This window comes from Rhizobium tumorigenes (assembly GCF_003240565.2).
Lineage (GTDB): Bacteria > Pseudomonadota > Alphaproteobacteria > Rhizobiales > Rhizobiaceae > Rhizobium > Rhizobium tumorigenes.
Genome location: NZ_CP117255.1, coordinates 1,260,331 through 1,274,931, shown reverse-complemented (window position 1 = coordinate 1,274,931; position 14,601 = coordinate 1,260,331). Strand labels below are relative to the sequence as shown.

Here is a 14,601-nt window from a genome sequence, read left to right as displayed (position 1 = left end):
CCCTATGCGGCTTCCGCTGCCGAGCCGTAAAGCGCATCCTTGAAGGGCTGCGGCCCGACACGCCTGTAGGCGGCGAGGAAGATCTCTGACGGATCCAGCCTCAGACCGAGATAGGTATTGACCAGCGTCTCGATGGCGTCGGTCACCTTGTCCGGATCGAAACCGCGACCGATGATTTCTCCGATGGATGTGTTTTCGTCGCCGGAGCCGCCGAGCGTGATCTGGTAGAGCTCCGCGCCCTTCTTCTCGACTCCAAGCAAGCCGATATGACCGACGTGGTGATGGCCGCAGGCGTTGATGCAACCGGAAATCTTGATCTTCAATTCACCGATTTCCGCCTGACGCTCGAACGAGCCGAAGCGCGTCGAGATCTCCTGCGCCAGCGGGATCGAACGGGCATTTGCCAGCGCGCAGTAGTCTAGCCCGGGACACGCAATGATATCGGTGATCAACCCTGCATTGGCGGTCTCGAGACCGGTGCCCTGCAGTCGGCGATAGACGGATTCCAGATCGGCAAGCGCCACGTGCGGCAGGATCAGGTTCTGCTCATGGCTGACACGGATCTCGTCGAAGGCGAATTCCTCTGCGATGTCAGCGACGATTTCCATCTGTGCGTCCGTCGCATCGCCCGGTATGCCGCCGATCGGCTTCAACGAGATCGTCACCATGCCATAGTCGGGGTTCTTGTGCGGCTGGACGTTCTGCTGGACCCAGCGGGCAAAATCCGGGTCGGCCTTCTTCCAGCGCGCCAGGCTTTCCCACCCCTCGGACCGCTCCGGCATGTCAGGGAGTGCGAAATAGGATGTTATTGCCTGTACGTCCGCTTCCGGAAGTCTCAGTTCCGTGTCCTTCAACTGCGCGAACTCGACCTCCACCTGGCGGGCAAGCTCCTCGGCACCGGTCTCGTGCACCAGGATCTTGATGCGCGCCTTGTACTTGTTGTCGCGACGACCGTGCAGATTGTAAACGCGCATGATGGCGGTCGTGTAGGACAGCAGGTCCTCTTCCGGCAGGAATTCGCGGATCAGCTTGGCGATCATCGGCGTGCGGCCCTGGCCACCGCCGACATAGACCGCGAAACCGATCTCGCCCTGTTCGTTCTTCTTCAGATGCAGGCCGATGTCGTGCACCTGGATGGCGGCGCGGTCGCGCTCTGCGCCGGTCACAGCAATCTTAAACTTTCGCGGCAGCAGCGAGAATTCCGGGTGAACCGACGACCACTGCCTTAGGATCTCCGCATAGGGCCGCGGATCGGCAACTTCGTCGGCCGCGGCACCGGCAAAATGGTCTGCCGTGACGTTGCGAATACAGTTGCCGGATGTCTGGATGGCATGCATCTCAACCTTCGACAGGTCGTCGAGCACCGCCGGCATGTCGGAAAGCTTCGGCCAGTTAAACTGCAGGTTCTGGCGCGTGGTGAAGTGGCCATAGCCGCGGTCATAGGTGCGCGCCACATGGGCGAGCATGCGCATTTGCTTCGAACTCAGCGTGCCGTAGGGAATGGCGATGCGCAGCATGTAGGCGTGGAGCTGCAGATAGACGCCGTTCATCAGGCGCAGGGGCTTGAAGGCATCCTCGGTCAGCTCGCCGGACAGCCGGCGCTCGACCTGATCGCGAAACTGGGCGACGCGTTCGGCGACAAAGGCATGGTCAAATTCGTCGTAGCGATACATCGTCTTCCTCAGGCATCAATAAATTTGGGATCGGCGACCGGATAGCCCGGCGCGTATTCCATGGTCGGACCTTCAGCCCGAATGCGCTCGCGAAGGCGCAGCGGCCACAGGACACCGTCCGTTTCTTGGACGTCGATGACATTCACGTCAACGACCTTGTTATCCGCGTAGGACTGCTTGCCGATCGCCTCGAGGGCAGCGACAGCCTCGGCATGGCGTGCAACAAGCGCTTCCTGCAGAGACGTGGCCCATTGGCCGTTGGCGTCAAGCCAGACGGAAATGCCGTCAGTCAGGCGGTTAGCGGTCAGGACCTTGTCTGCCATCTCAGTTCCTCGCACGTTCTTGAGCCACGGACTGCCGGTGCACCAGCGGCTCGGAGTGATCGAAATTGGCGCCCGCCACGGCTTCGCCGATGATGACCATGACCGGACCGGTAAGTTCGTCTCGGAACTCCAGATCCGGAAGATCCTTCAGCGTTCCGTGCAACAGGCGGCGATCGACGCGGCTGGCGTTCTCGATGACGGCGACCGTCGTCTCCGCCGGAAGTCCCGCTTCCATCAGCCGGCCTGCGACCGAGGCGGCCACGGTGCGTCCCATGTAGACGGCGATGGTGGCGCCCGATATCGCCAGGCTCGCCCAATCCGGCAGGGTGTCGCCGGTGAGGTCGTGGCCTGTCGTGAAGACCAGCGACGAGGCAACGCCGCGCAATGTCAGCGGCAGCTGGAAATCTGCAGCCGCAGCCAAAGCCGAGGTGATGCCGGGAATAATTTCATAGGAAATGCCTGCTGCTCGAAGTGCTCCCATTTCTTCGGCGGCACGTCCGTAGATCAGCGGATCGCCCGATTTCAAGCGGACGACCCGCTTGCCATCGCGACCGAGCTGTACCAGCAGATCGTTGATTTCGGCTTGCGACTTCGAATGGCAGCCCTTGCGCTTGCCCACCGACAGGCGCTCTGCATCGCGGCGGCCCATGTCGACGATGGCCTGCGGAACAAGTGCGTCATAGACCAGCACATCGGCTTCCATCATCACTCGCTGGGCACGCAGCGTCAGCAGGTCTTCGGCACCGGGTCCTGCGCCAACCAGCCAGACGTGCCCCTCGGCGCGCCCGGATTGTGCGAGCAGCCCGTCGGCGGCATGCTGTGCCTGCGTGACATCGCCGGTGACCATGGCATCGGCGACGCCGCCTGAAAAGAAACGACGCCAGAAGATGCGGCGCGCCACGCCCTTCGGGATGCGTTCTTCCACAGCCTTGCGATAGCTTATCGCCAGTTGGGCGAGCCGGCCGAGAGATGGGGACAGCAGCTGGTCGACCTGGGCACGGACCATCTGCGCCAGCACCGGACCCGCCCCTTCCGTGCCTATGGCAACGGCAAGCGGGGCACGATTGACGATGGCCGGCGTATAGAAGTCGCACTGATCCGGCTGGTCGACGGCGTTTACCACAATTCTTGCCGCACGCGCGGCAGCAACGATGTGTCTGTCGAGCGCGGCATCGCCGGTGGCCGCAAAGACGAGCACGGCCCCCTCCATCAATTCTGGCGCAAAGGGCTTCCGATGGGTTTCGATGGCGTTCGATTCGAGAAAGGCGGCATAGTCTTCCGCCGGATCGTCGGCATAGGCGACGATCTTGGCACGGGTGTTCGATAGAAGCCTCGCCTTGGCGAAAGCCTCGTCACCATTGCCAAACACGGCCGTAATCCGTCCTTCCACGCGCATGAAAGCCGGAAACACCGAAAGCTGCTCATTCCAGGAAAGCATTATCAATCCACTTCGAGAGTGCCCGAATATGGCTCTTGTCAGCGGGAAATTGAAGAAACAGAAATTCCAATAGCGGAAGCCCTGCGTATTCTTTTACCAGACAAGCACCGCCTTGGAGTAAAACTCACCGGCCGCCCTGACCAGATCGGCGATTTTTATTCTCTGTGACAAAGAATGTCCATTCGCCATTTTCGCTTTCATCCGGGGGTTTTGTGCGGCTAAGGTCCGGAAACATCGCCCAAGGAGATCCCCCGCGTGTCACCCACTATTGTCGCCCGTCTCCTCGACGTCATCGAGCAGAGCATCCTTCCCCTGACGGAAAAAGGCGTTGCCGACGGCAACAAGGTGTTCGGCGCGGCCATTCTGCGCAAGTCCGACCTATCGCTCGTCGTTGCCGCCACCAATAACGAGTTGGAAAACCCGCTCTGGCACGGCGAGGTGCACACGCTGAAGCGGTTCTACGAGATGGGTGAGACACCTGACACCAAGGATCTGATCTTCCTGTCGACTCACGAACCCTGCAGTATGTGCATGTCGGCAATCACGTGGGCGGGGTTCGACAATTTCTACTATTTCTTCAGCCACGAGGATTCGCGCGATGCCTTCGCCATACCCCACGACTTGAAGATCCTGAGCGAGGTTTTCGGTCTCGAACCCGGCGGTTACCGCAAGCAGAACGCCTTCTGGAATTCCTTTGCCATCGCCGACCTCGTCACCATCGAACCGGAGCCAGTCAAGGCGGCGCTCGAGGCACAGACAGCGAGGATCAAAGCCGTCTACGATCAACTTTCGGACAGCTATCAGGCGACGAAAGACGACAACGCCATTCCCCTCAACTGACGACCGAAAAGTGACCGAGACATCGTGATGGAAGCTTCCAAGGACATTTCGCGCCTGATCGAGATCATGGCAGCACTGCGCGACCCGCAGATTGGCTGCCCGTGGGATATCGTCCAGACGTTCGAGAGCATCAAGCCCTACACTATCGAAGAGGCCTACGAAGTATCGGACGCGATCGAGCGCAACGATATGGACGATCTCTGCGACGAGCTCGGCGACCTCCTGCTGCAGGTCGTGTTTCACGCCCGCATGGCGGAAGAAGCCGGGGAGTTTTCGTTCGGAGACGTGGTCGAAGCCATCACGGCCAAGATGGTGCGGCGCCATCCGCATGTCTTTGCCGTGTCCGACGCATCCACGCCCGGCGCCGTAAAGCTGCAATGGGATCAGATCAAGACCGAGGAGAAGCGGCTCCGGGCAGAACGGCGCGCCAAGCGCGGATCGAAGGCCGATCCGGACGCCGGTTATCTCGGTTCGGTGCAGCGCAGCTTTCCGGCCCTGACGGAGGCCCTCAAGCTGCAGGAACGCTCCGCCAAGGTCGGCTTCGACTGGTCTACGGCAGAACCTATCCTCGACAAGATCGAGGAGGAAATCGGAGAATTGCGCGAGGCGCTGAGAGAGGGCGATCAGGCCAAGGTCCGCGACGAGCTCGGCGATCTCATCTTTGCCGTCGTCAATGTCGGTCGGCATGTCGATGCCGATCCGGAGCAGGCGCTGCGCGGCACCAACGCCAAATTCCGCCGCCGCTTCGGCCATATCGAGCGCACGCTTCAGGCAGAAGGCGAAACGCTGGAGGCAGCGACCCTGGAGAGAATGGAAGAACTCTGGGAAGCGGCGAAGGCAATCGAGCGGCAGCTGACCTGAGCTGCCGTCCCGAATAGTTCACCAGTCGGCGTTTTGCGCCTTCTGGCCGTTACCCATGCGCCGTTCTAGTTCTGCGGTTTCGGCTTCCGAAAGGCGGACGTCGAGCGACACGGTCCCGTCCTCATGATCTTCGCGGCCGTCGACGATGCCGTGACTGTAGAGCCAGGGCAAAAGGGCCAGCTTGTCGAGCGGCAGCGTGATCGTTGCCTCGACCAGCACGCCCGAGAGCCGGCCGCTGATGTCGTCCATCAGCGTGTCGACGCCCTCGCCGGTGATTGCCGACACGGCGATGACGTTTTTCGCCGTCGAGGCCTTCTGCATTATCGCGTCATGGGCTTCGGGCTCGAGCCGGTCGATCTTGTTCCAGACCTCGATGATACGCTTTTCGCCCTCGGCCTCGTCGATACCGAGGTCGGCCAGGATGCGCATGACGTCGACGCTCTGGGCAGCATTGTCCTCATCCGCCATGTCGCGGACGTGGAGGATCAGGTCGGCCTCGAGGACCTCTTCCAGCGTGGCGCGGAAGGCTGCCACGAGATGGGTAGGCAGGTCGGAGATGAAGCCGACGGTGTCGGACATGATGACGGTGCGGCCCTGCGGCAGCTTCATGCGGCGCAGCGTCGGGTCAAGCGTCGCAAACAGCATGTCCTCGGCCAGCACGCCGGCGCCAGTGATGCGGTTGAACAGCGTCGACTTGCCGGCATTGGTGTAGCCGACCAGTGCTACGATCGGATGCGGCACCTTGCGGCGCTTGGCGCGATGCAGCTGGCGCGTCCGCACCACCTGCTCGAGTTCTTTCTCGAGCTTGATGATCCGGTCCTGTAGTTGCCGACGGTCGGCTTCGATCTGGGTTTCGCCGGGGCCGCCCATGAAGCCCGCGCCACCGCGCTGGCGTTCAAGGTGGGTCCAGCTGCGGACCAGGCGGCCCTTCTGGTAGTTGAGGTGAGCGAGATCGACCTGCAGCGTGCCTTCCTTGGTGGAAGCGCGGCGGCCGAAGATTTCGAGAATGAGACCTGTGCGGTCGATGACCTTGGCGCCCCATTCCTTTTCCAGATTGCGCTGCTGCACCGGCGTCAGCGGATGGTCGACGATGACCAGGCCCGCATTGAACTCGTCGAGCAGTGCGCCGATCTCCTCGATCTTGCCGCTGCCGAGCAACGTCCCAGGACGGGGTTCGTTGACCGGAACGATGGCGCCATACATGACTTCGAGGTCGATGGCATGGGCCAAACCCCTGCCTTCCTCCAGCCGGCTTTCCGGCGTGCGTGTCGTGGTAACGGTGCCATCGGGTTTGGAAGCCCTGCCGCGCGCCTGCTTCAGAACAGGAACGATGACGACGGCCCGCATGTCATCCCTGTGCTTTTCAGCTTCCGGGATGATGCTGTCATTTTTGGTATCGCGTGTTGTGATGTCAGAAATCCTATCGGGGATGCAGTCAGGAAGCGGCTTCTTCGCTTTCGAACATCTGCATGGGCTGGCCTGGCATAATCGTAGAGATAGCGTGCTTGTAGACAAGCTGAGAATGGCCGTCACGACGCAACAGGACGCAGAAATTGTCGAAGGACGTAACAACGCCCGTGAGTTTTACACCGTTAATCAAAAAAATCGTCAGTGAAATCTTTTGTTTGCGAACCGTATTGAGAAATAAGTCCTGCAAATTCTGAGAACGTTCCGCCATGGCGCCGCTTCTTTCTTTCTTGCCGACCATTTCGGCCGGTGCAATATCATCATAGACTATGGGATGCGGCAGGAGATACCCTCGCCTCTCCTCCAGCAAATCTTGGTATCAAATCGCAGTCTTTTCCGCAATGTCGAAAAGGCTATGCCGGAATTTCGGCAGACGTCACCCCCTAACCGCTGGCAATTGCTTATATATCCCGCCAGAGACCGATAAAAAGACATCTCTCCCTCGCAGCATGTGGCCCCAGCCGGCTACCGTCTGCCTGCCCGGCGACTCACACGCCCAGAGACTTCAGCTTGCGATGCAGCGCAGATCGCTCCATGCCGACAAACTCGGCAGTCCGCGAGATGTTGCCGCCGAAACGGTTGATCTGGGCGATCAGGTAATCGCGTTCGAACATTTCGCGGGCCTCGCGCAGTGGCAACGTCATGATGTGATAGTCGTTCTGCGCCGACACCTTCGGCAGCATATCGCCGAGATCGGTCGGCAGCATCTCTGCGGTGATCGGCGTGTCCGGTCCGTCGGTGCGGGCGAGAATCATCAGCCGCTCGATGTTGTTGCGCAGCTGGCGAATATTGCCTGGCCAGTCATGGGCCTGCAGCACCGCCATGGCGTCGTCGCCGATGCGGCGTTGGCGGATACCGGCCTGCTCGGAGATCTGCCGCATCAGCTGGTCTACGAGGAACGGAATGTCCTCGCGCCGCTCGGCAAGCGCCGGAACGCGGACGGGCACCACGGCGAGCCGGTGATAGAGGTCCTCGCGGAACAGGTTTTCGGCAATCCGGCTTTCGAGATTGTAGGCCGTTGACGAAATGATACGGACATCGACCTTGACGCGTTTGGAGCCGCCGACGCGCTCGAACTGCTGATCGACCAGAACCCGCAGGATCTTATTCTGCGTCTCGCGCGGCATTTCGCCGACTTCGTCCAGATAGAGCATGCCGCGATGGGCTTCCTCGAGGGCGCCGATCTTGCGCGCCTGCCCGGGCGACCCTTCGGTGCCGAACAGCGCCACTTCCATGCGGTCCGGGGTAATATTGGCCGCGTTGAGGGCGACGAACGGGCCGTTGGCACGGGTCGATTTCTTGTGCACCATGCGCGCGACAAGTTCCTTGCCGGAGCCGGACGGGCCGAAGATCATGACGCGGCTGTTGGTCGGCGCCACCTTGTCGATGGTCTGGCGCAACTGCGACACAGCGACCGAGGTACCGATCAACTCGATCGTGTCGCCGGTGCGCCGCTTCAGGTCGACAACTTCCTTCTTGAGCTTGGAGTTTTCGAGCGCCCGCTCGGCGATCAGGATAAGGCGGTCCGCCTTGAACGGCTTCTCGATAAAGTCGAAGGCGCCGCGCTTGATGGCGGAAACGGCGGTCTCGACGTTGCCATGACCCGAGATCATCACCACCGGCAGATCCGGGTGACGGATCTTGATCTCGTCCAGCAGCGCCAGCCCGTCGAGCTTGCTCCCCTGCATCCAGATATCGAGAAATATCAGGCGCGGCACGCGCTCGGCGATGGTCGCAAGCGCACTGTCGCTGTCATGCGCCGTGCGGGTCTCGTGGCCCTCGTCGGAGAGAATGCCGGAAACAATCTCGCGAATGTCTTCCTCGTCGTCTACCACCAGAATATCAGATGCCATAAGCTGCTTCCTTGTCGTTTGCCTCGGGAGCGATGGTCGCCAGTTCGCGGCGTGGCAGATGCACGCGGATCATGGCTCCCCTTCCCTGGTCGAATTCGGCGGGAGCATCGTGCAGTTCGAGCTGCCCGCCATGGTCTTCTATAATCTTCTTGACGATTGCCAGGCCGAGGCCCGTGCCCTTTTCCCGCATCGTCATATAGGGCTCAAGGATGCTGTGGCGGTTTTCCACCGGCAGGCCGCGACCGTTGTCGATGACATCGACGGTGAAGCGGTCGCGCTCCCGATCCAGCGACGCCCTGACGAGGATGGTCGGCTCGCCCCGTTCCTCCCCGGCACCAACCGCATCGATCGCCTCGACGGCATTCTTGATGATATTGCCGAACGCCTGTCCGAGCATGCGGGTATCGAACATGCCGACTAGCGGTTCGCTGCCGAGTTCGCGTTTGAACTTGACGTGGTTGTTGCCCATTTCCCGCAGGAAGGCGGCATCGCGGATGATGCTGCGCAGATCCGTGGGCTCCATGGTGGGCTTCGGCATGCGGGCAAAGGAGGAGAATTCGTCGACCATACGGCCGATGTCGCCGACCTGGCGAATGATCGTGTCGGTACACTGGTCGAACACCGCCCGGTCGTTCTCGTCGATCTGCTTGCCGTAGCGCCGGCGAATACGCTCGGCGGAAAGCTGGATCGGCGTCAGCGGGTTCTTGATCTCGTGGGCAATGCGGCGGGCGACATCCGCCCAGGCCGTCGAGCGCTGGGCGATGACGAGGTCGGTGATGTCATCGAGCGTGATGACATAGGACTCCTTCATGTCGCGCGTTTCCTCGCGCGTCACCTGGACACTCAGCGTGCGCACGGTTCCACCGCGCACCAGGCTGATCTGCTTGCGGAAATCGTTGCGATGGCGGGCGGTCGCTTCCGTCACGACCTGATCGACTTCGGGGGCAATCTCGGCAAGGCTCTTGCCTAGCAGTTCGTTGCTTGAAAGCGTCAGCAGCACTTCTGCGGAAAGGTTGACGATGGTAATGCGGCGATCGTGCTCGACGCCGATGACGGCTGCGGTAACGCCCGACAGTACGGCCTCGATAAAGCGGCGACGGTCGTCGACCTCGTCCTTGGCCTCGAGGATCTCGTCACGCTGGGTGCGTATCTCGGAAATCATCTTGTTAAACGTCCGCGAAAGGCTGCCGACGTCGCCATCGGCCGCACGCACCGGCACCAGCACATTCATGTTGCCGGAGGCGACGTTGTCGGCAGCGCTGATCAGCAGCCGGATCGGCCGGACGATCCGGTCCGCCACCGCGATGGCGGTCCAGATTGCCGCCAGCAGGACGATCAGGGCAAAGCCGATGTAGAGAACCGCAAAGGCAATCTGGAGGGACATGCGCCCCTCTTCCATGCCTTTGTACTCCGCGGTGTTTTCCTCGACCATGCGCATGGCATTCATCACGCGCGGATCGACGGCCCGAACGGTGTACAGGAAAGCGCCGGGAATTTCGTCGAGCTTGATGATGGCGCCGACGAGGTTGGTTACGCCCGGGGGAATGAGTGTCGGCTGTCCGCCGGCCGAGGCTTCCAGCGCATCCTTGGGAATGGCCGGCAGCGGCCTCTCCGTCTTGATGTCTGCCTGCACGATGGCCGAACCGTCGCCACGCACCAGGAAGGCGCCGAGCAGACCGCGCCCCTTTGCCTGACGGGTCATCAGGTCGGCAAAGCCCGTCCTGTCCAGGCTGTAGAGCGTGTGGTTGCGCTCGAGGTCATTGCCCATCGACGCAGTCTGCCCCTGCAGGTAGCTCGCATTTTCCATGAGATAGGCCTGCGCGACGTTCTGCGACGAGCGGATGATCTGCTGGGTTCGTAACGCAAACCAGCGATCGAGACCGACATTCAGCGTAAGGCTGGCAAATATCGCCACGAGGATGGCGGGCGTTATGGCGACGATGGAGAACAGCACGACGATGCGGATATGCAGCCGGGCTGCGGCACGACCGCGGCTGCGCGCCTTGAAAAGCCGGAACACTTCGCGACCGATCAGGATGATCAGCGCCGCCACGAACAGCGAATTGACGATAACGGAGGCGACGACGACATGGGAGGTGGGCGGAACGGGTGTAAGGCCGAGCAATATGAACAGCGTCACGCCGGCGCAGAGCAAAGCTCCGCCTGCCAGTACTAGGCCGGGCAAGGCAAAGCTCGCACGGCGGTCGGTGACCTTGACGATCGCCTGGCCGCTGGCAGACGGCGCTACAGCGTCCTCGTTCATACATTCGTCTCCCGGCACCGGCGCTCGGAAGCGCTTGGCCCACTGGATAAACCGGGTTTGCAGGACGCAGCGTTCGGCAATCTGCAACCACGAGGGTAAACCACCCGTCACAACATCGAACTGGCGAAGTTTCAGCACACTCGTGAGTGCGTCAACCTTCAGACAGCTTCGATGCATAGCGATTGTCGCAAGACCGCCTTGGAAAATCCTCCACCGGCTGCGTGACCTTTAAGCAACGCATTGTGGCGAAAATGCAACGGTTGCGAGGCGGTTGTCAAGCCGTGCGCGAACTGCGGTACACGGAGACGCCCAGTTCCCGGATCTTCTTGCGCAAAGTATTGCGGTTGAGACCGAGGAGATCGGCCGCCTTGATCTGGTTACCCCGGGTGGCCGTCAGTGCGGCCAGAATCAGCGGATATTCGAGCTCCGTGAGGACGCGATCGTAGAGGCCGGGCGGCGGCAGGTTCTCGCCGAAGCTGGTGAAATAGGCGCGCATGTTTTCTTCCACCGCCTGGGCGATGGTCATCGTTCCCGTGCGCACGGGACCCTTGTCGATCGGGCTGTCGGCCACATCGGCGCGGAGTTCCGAATCGATGATCTCGCGGGTGATGACTTCCTGCGGATAGAGCGCCATCAGGCGTCGGATGAGGTTTTCCAGCTCGCGGACATTGCCGGGCCACGGATAGGCTTTCATCAGCTCCAGCGCTTCGGTGTCGAATCGCTTGGTACCGAGGCCTTCTTTTTCGGCCTGCTGGATGAAGTGGCGGACCAGATCGGGAATGTCCTCGGCGCGGTCGCGCAGCGGCGGCAGGCGCAGCGGCACGACGTTGAGGCGGTAATACAGGTCTTCACGGAAAACGCCCTGGTTGATCGCCTGCTTCAGATCCTTGTTGGTGGCCGCGACAATGCGAACATCGGTGCGGATCGGCGTGCGACCACCGACTGTGGTGTACTCCCCCTGCTGCAGAACGCGCAGCAATCGGGTCTGGGCATCCATCGGCATGTCGCCGATTTCGTCCAGGAACAAAGTGCCGCCCTCGGCCTGCTCGAAGCGACCTGTCGAGCGATTCTGGGCGCCGGTGAAGGCTCCCTTTTCATGGCCGAACAGTTCCGATTCGATCAGGTCCCGCGGAATAGCTGCCATGTTGATGGCAACGAAGGGGCCGTTGCGGCGCTTGCCGTAGTCGTGAAGCGCGCGGGCGACGAGCTCCTTGCCGGTGCCCGATTCGCCGGTGATCATCAGCGTCAGGTCGGTCTGCATCAGGCGTGCGAGCACCCGGTAGATTTCCTGCATCGCCGCCGAACGGCCGACGAGTGGCATTCCGTCCTGCATGTCGTCCTCGATCTTCATCGGGCGACGCTTCGGTTCTGCCAGCGCGCGGCCGATGATGGCGATCAGTTCGGTCAGGTCGAACGGCTTCGGCAGGTAGTCGTAGGCACCCTTCTCCGAGGCCTTGATCGCCGTCATGAACGTATTCTGGGCGCTCATCACCAGAACAGGCAGTTCAGGCCTTGCCTTCTTGATGCGCGGCAGCAGGTCGAAGGCGTTCTCGTCGGGCATCACCACGTCGGTGACCACGAGATCGCCCTCCCCGGCGGAAATCCAGCGCCACAGCGTGGCGGCATTGGACGTGATGCGCACATCGTACCCTGCCCGGCTGAGGGCCTGGTTGAGAACTGTGCGAATGGCCGCATCGTCGTCAGCGACAAGTATCGTAGCAGTCATCTGGAAGATCCTGTGGTGTTCGCGGGAAGGGAGTCTTCGGGAGTAGTACCCTTGGAAGCCGGCATCAAAACGCGGAAGGTGGTCTTGTGGTTCTGGCTGTCGCATTCGACGATGCCACCGTGATCGCCGATGATCTTGGCGACCAGCGCAAGTCCGAGGCCGGTGCCGTTGGTCTTGGTGGTGATGAACGGATCGAACAGGTGCGGCAGCAGATCGGCCGGCACACCCGGTCCATTGTCGATGACGCAGAACTCCAGCGGAAGCGAAATCTTCTCGCGCGAGCCTGCGACCGACAGGCGGATGCCCGGCCGATAGGCAGTGGTCAGCACGATCTCGCCATCGGGGCGGTCGGCAACGGCCTCAGCGGCATTCTTGATGAGGTTGAGAAAGACCTGCACAAGCTGGTCCCGGTTGGCGTAGACGGCCGGCAACGACGGATCATAGTTCTCGGTGATCTTGATGTTGCGCCCGAAGCCCGCCTTGGCGACGGCCTTCACCCGGTCGAGCACGGAGTGGATGTTAACCGGCGTCCGGTCGACCGGACGCTCGTCGGAGAACACTTCCATGCGGTCGACCAGCGAGACGATCCGGTCGGTCTCGTCGCAAATCAGCCGGGTCAGAGCGCGGTCGTCATCCGCAGCCGATTGCTCGAGCAACTGTGCGGCGCCGCGAATACCGGAAAGCGGGTTCTTTATTTCATGGGCGAGCATCGAGGCGAGACCGGTAACGGAACGGGCTGCGGCCCTGTGCGTCAGCTGACGATCGATCTTGTCGGCCATCGAGCGTTCCTGGAAGACAATCACGACGCAGCCGGGCTCGCTCACCACCGGCGCCACGTAGATGTCGACAAGCTTGTCCTGGCCGAGGCGCGGCGAACTCAGATCGACGCGGTATTCACTGACCGGCGCGCGGCGTTCGCGCACCTGGTCTATCAGTCCGATCAAAGGGCTGCCGAAAGGAATGAAGGTCGAGATATTGTAGCGCGCCAGATGCGAGGCACTGGCACCGAAGAATGCTTCGGCCTCCCAGTTGGCAAACACCATCAAGCCGGCCTCACTGACCATGACGACGGGGTTCTGGATGGCGTTGAGCACCGCCATGGCAACCGTATGGCCGGCGGGCTCGTGTTTTGACCCGGAAGTCATGCTGCCTCCTGCGTCAGTTGGGAGCCGCCCGATTGACCGGACAGCGCCTCGTGTAAAAGCGATGCCACCTGCCCGGCATCTGTCGATGTCATGATGCCCGATTTGTCGAAACCCGGCGCATGGCGATCGAGATACCAGCCCAGGTGCTTGCGCGCATGACGCAAGCCGACCTGAGCACCATGGAATTCGAGCATGGCGTGATAATGGTCTACAGCGATGTCGGCGATCTCACTTGCTGCAGGGGCTGCATGGCCGGCAAGGAACCCGGCATGCCAGGGTCGCCCCTGGCATCCGCGTCCCACCATGACAGCGTCGGCGCCAGAGCGGCGGAGTATCTCGGCAACGTCCTCGGATGTCTCGACATCGCCGTTGGCAACCAGAGGAATGGAGACAGTGTCGCGCACTGCGCGGATCGCATCCCAGTCGGCGCGACCCTGATAGAACTGCATGCGCGTTCGGCCGTGAATGGTGACCAGCTTGATGCCGGCCTGCTCGGCACGACGTGCGATATCGGGAGCGTTGATGGAATTCTCGTCCCATCCAAGGCGCATTTTCAGCGTCACTGGCACGTCGACGGCTTTCACTGTTGCCTCGATCAGAGCAAGAGCATGATCGGGCTCGCGCATCAGGGCCGAACCGGCATAGCCGCCGATCACCTTCTTGGCCGGGCAACCCATGTTGATGTCGATGATATCTGCGCCGTTTCCGGCGGCAATCTTCGCAGCCTCCGCCAACCAGTAGGCATCGCGACCGGCAAGTTGCACCATATGGGGCTTCAAACCTGCATGCTTGAGGCGCGACCAGGATTCTGCCGTGTCCTGAACGAGCTCGCGGCTCGCCACCATTTCAGTTACGACAAGGCCCGCACCGAAGCGCATTGCCAGTTGGCGAAAGGGCAGATCCGTGACCCCGGACATCGGCGCAAGGACCACCCGGTTTCTAATCTGGACAGGCCCGATGGACAAAGGGGATGCAATGTCGATGGCTGACAATCGGTTATCTTTCGGGCACG

12 protein-coding genes are annotated in these 14,601 nt (G+C 61.4%); 2 read left to right on the top strand and 10 right to left on the bottom strand.

The window, feature by feature from the left end:
- Positions 1-2: 2 nt before the first annotated feature.
- From PR017_RS06375 to cysG, 3 genes are read right to left on the bottom strand one after another with little or no spacing between them, the layout of a single operon-like run.
- Entirely contained in the window at positions 3-1,673 is a 1,671-nt protein-coding gene (locus tag PR017_RS06375; RefSeq protein ID WP_111215585.1) for a nitrite/sulfite reductase, read from the bottom strand.
- Positions 1,674-1,681: 8 nt separating this feature from the next.
- Entirely contained in the window at positions 1,682-1,996 is a 315-nt protein-coding gene (locus PR017_RS06370; protein ID WP_111215583.1) for a DUF2849 domain-containing protein, read from the bottom strand.
- A gap of 1 nt (position 1,997) precedes the next feature.
- Positions 1,998-3,434: a siroheme synthase CysG gene (gene cysG, locus PR017_RS06365; RefSeq protein ID WP_111215582.1), complete on the bottom strand. Its 1,437-nt coding sequence runs from the start codon at positions 3,432-3,434 to the stop codon at positions 1,998-2,000.
- Between the two features lie 255 nt (positions 3,435-3,689).
- Here cysG and PR017_RS06360 point away from each other — a divergent pair, with 255 nt between their 5' ends.
- Both PR017_RS06360 and mazG read left to right on the top strand, forming a co-directional pair.
- The gene (locus PR017_RS06360) at positions 3,690-4,274 is read left to right on the top strand and encodes a deaminase (protein ID WP_111215580.1); all 585 of its coding nucleotides are present in this window, start codon (positions 3,690-3,692) and stop codon (positions 4,272-4,274) included.
- Between the two features lie 27 nt (positions 4,275-4,301).
- Positions 4,302-5,135, top strand: coding sequence for a nucleoside triphosphate pyrophosphohydrolase (gene mazG, locus PR017_RS06355; protein ID WP_111215578.1), 834 nt, complete (start codon positions 4,302-4,304; stop codon positions 5,133-5,135).
- 18 nt (positions 5,136-5,153) lie between these two features.
- Here the strand turns inward: mazG and hflX are convergent, their stop codons facing one another.
- The 7 genes from hflX to dusB form a co-directional block, all read right to left on the bottom strand.
- Complete coding sequence (hflX, locus tag PR017_RS06350) at positions 5,154-6,554, bottom strand: GTPase HflX (protein WP_111215770.1); 1,401 nt, start codon at positions 6,552-6,554, stop codon at positions 5,154-5,156.
- A 16-nt stretch (positions 6,555-6,570) separates the two neighbouring features.
- Complete coding sequence (gene hfq, locus PR017_RS06345; RefSeq protein WP_003539403.1) at positions 6,571-6,813, bottom strand: RNA chaperone Hfq; 243 nt, start codon at positions 6,811-6,813, stop codon at positions 6,571-6,573.
- A gap of 277 nt (positions 6,814-7,090) precedes the next feature.
- Positions 7,091-8,455, bottom strand: a complete 1,365-nt coding sequence (gene ntrX / locus PR017_RS06340) for a nitrogen assimilation response regulator NtrX (protein WP_111215576.1) — start codon at positions 8,453-8,455, stop codon at positions 7,091-7,093.
- Complete coding sequence (locus PR017_RS06335; protein ID WP_111215575.1) at positions 8,445-10,718, bottom strand: sensor histidine kinase NtrY-like; 2,274 nt, start codon at positions 10,716-10,718, stop codon at positions 8,445-8,447. The genes ntrX and PR017_RS06335 overlap by 11 nt, the downstream gene beginning before the upstream one ends.
- A 274-nt stretch (positions 10,719-10,992) precedes the next feature.
- Positions 10,993-12,444 carry a nitrogen regulation protein NR(I) gene (gene ntrC / locus PR017_RS06330; protein WP_111215573.1) on the bottom strand — a complete coding sequence of 484 codons (1,452 nt, stop codon included), beginning with the start codon at positions 12,442-12,444 and terminating at the stop codon, positions 10,993-10,995.
- Positions 12,441-13,589 carry a two-component system sensor histidine kinase NtrB gene (locus PR017_RS06325; RefSeq protein WP_111215571.1) on the bottom strand — a complete coding sequence of 383 codons (1,149 nt, stop codon included), beginning with the start codon at positions 13,587-13,589 and terminating at the stop codon, positions 12,441-12,443. Before PR017_RS06325 ends, ntrC begins: the two co-directional genes overlap by 4 nt.
- Positions 13,586-14,581 (bottom strand): tRNA dihydrouridine synthase DusB, encoded by a 996-nt coding sequence (dusB, locus tag PR017_RS06320; protein WP_111215569.1) that lies wholly within the window; start codon positions 14,579-14,581, stop codon positions 13,586-13,588. The genes PR017_RS06325 and dusB overlap by 4 nt, the downstream gene beginning before the upstream one ends.
- Between the last annotated feature and the right edge of the window lie 20 nt (positions 14,582-14,601).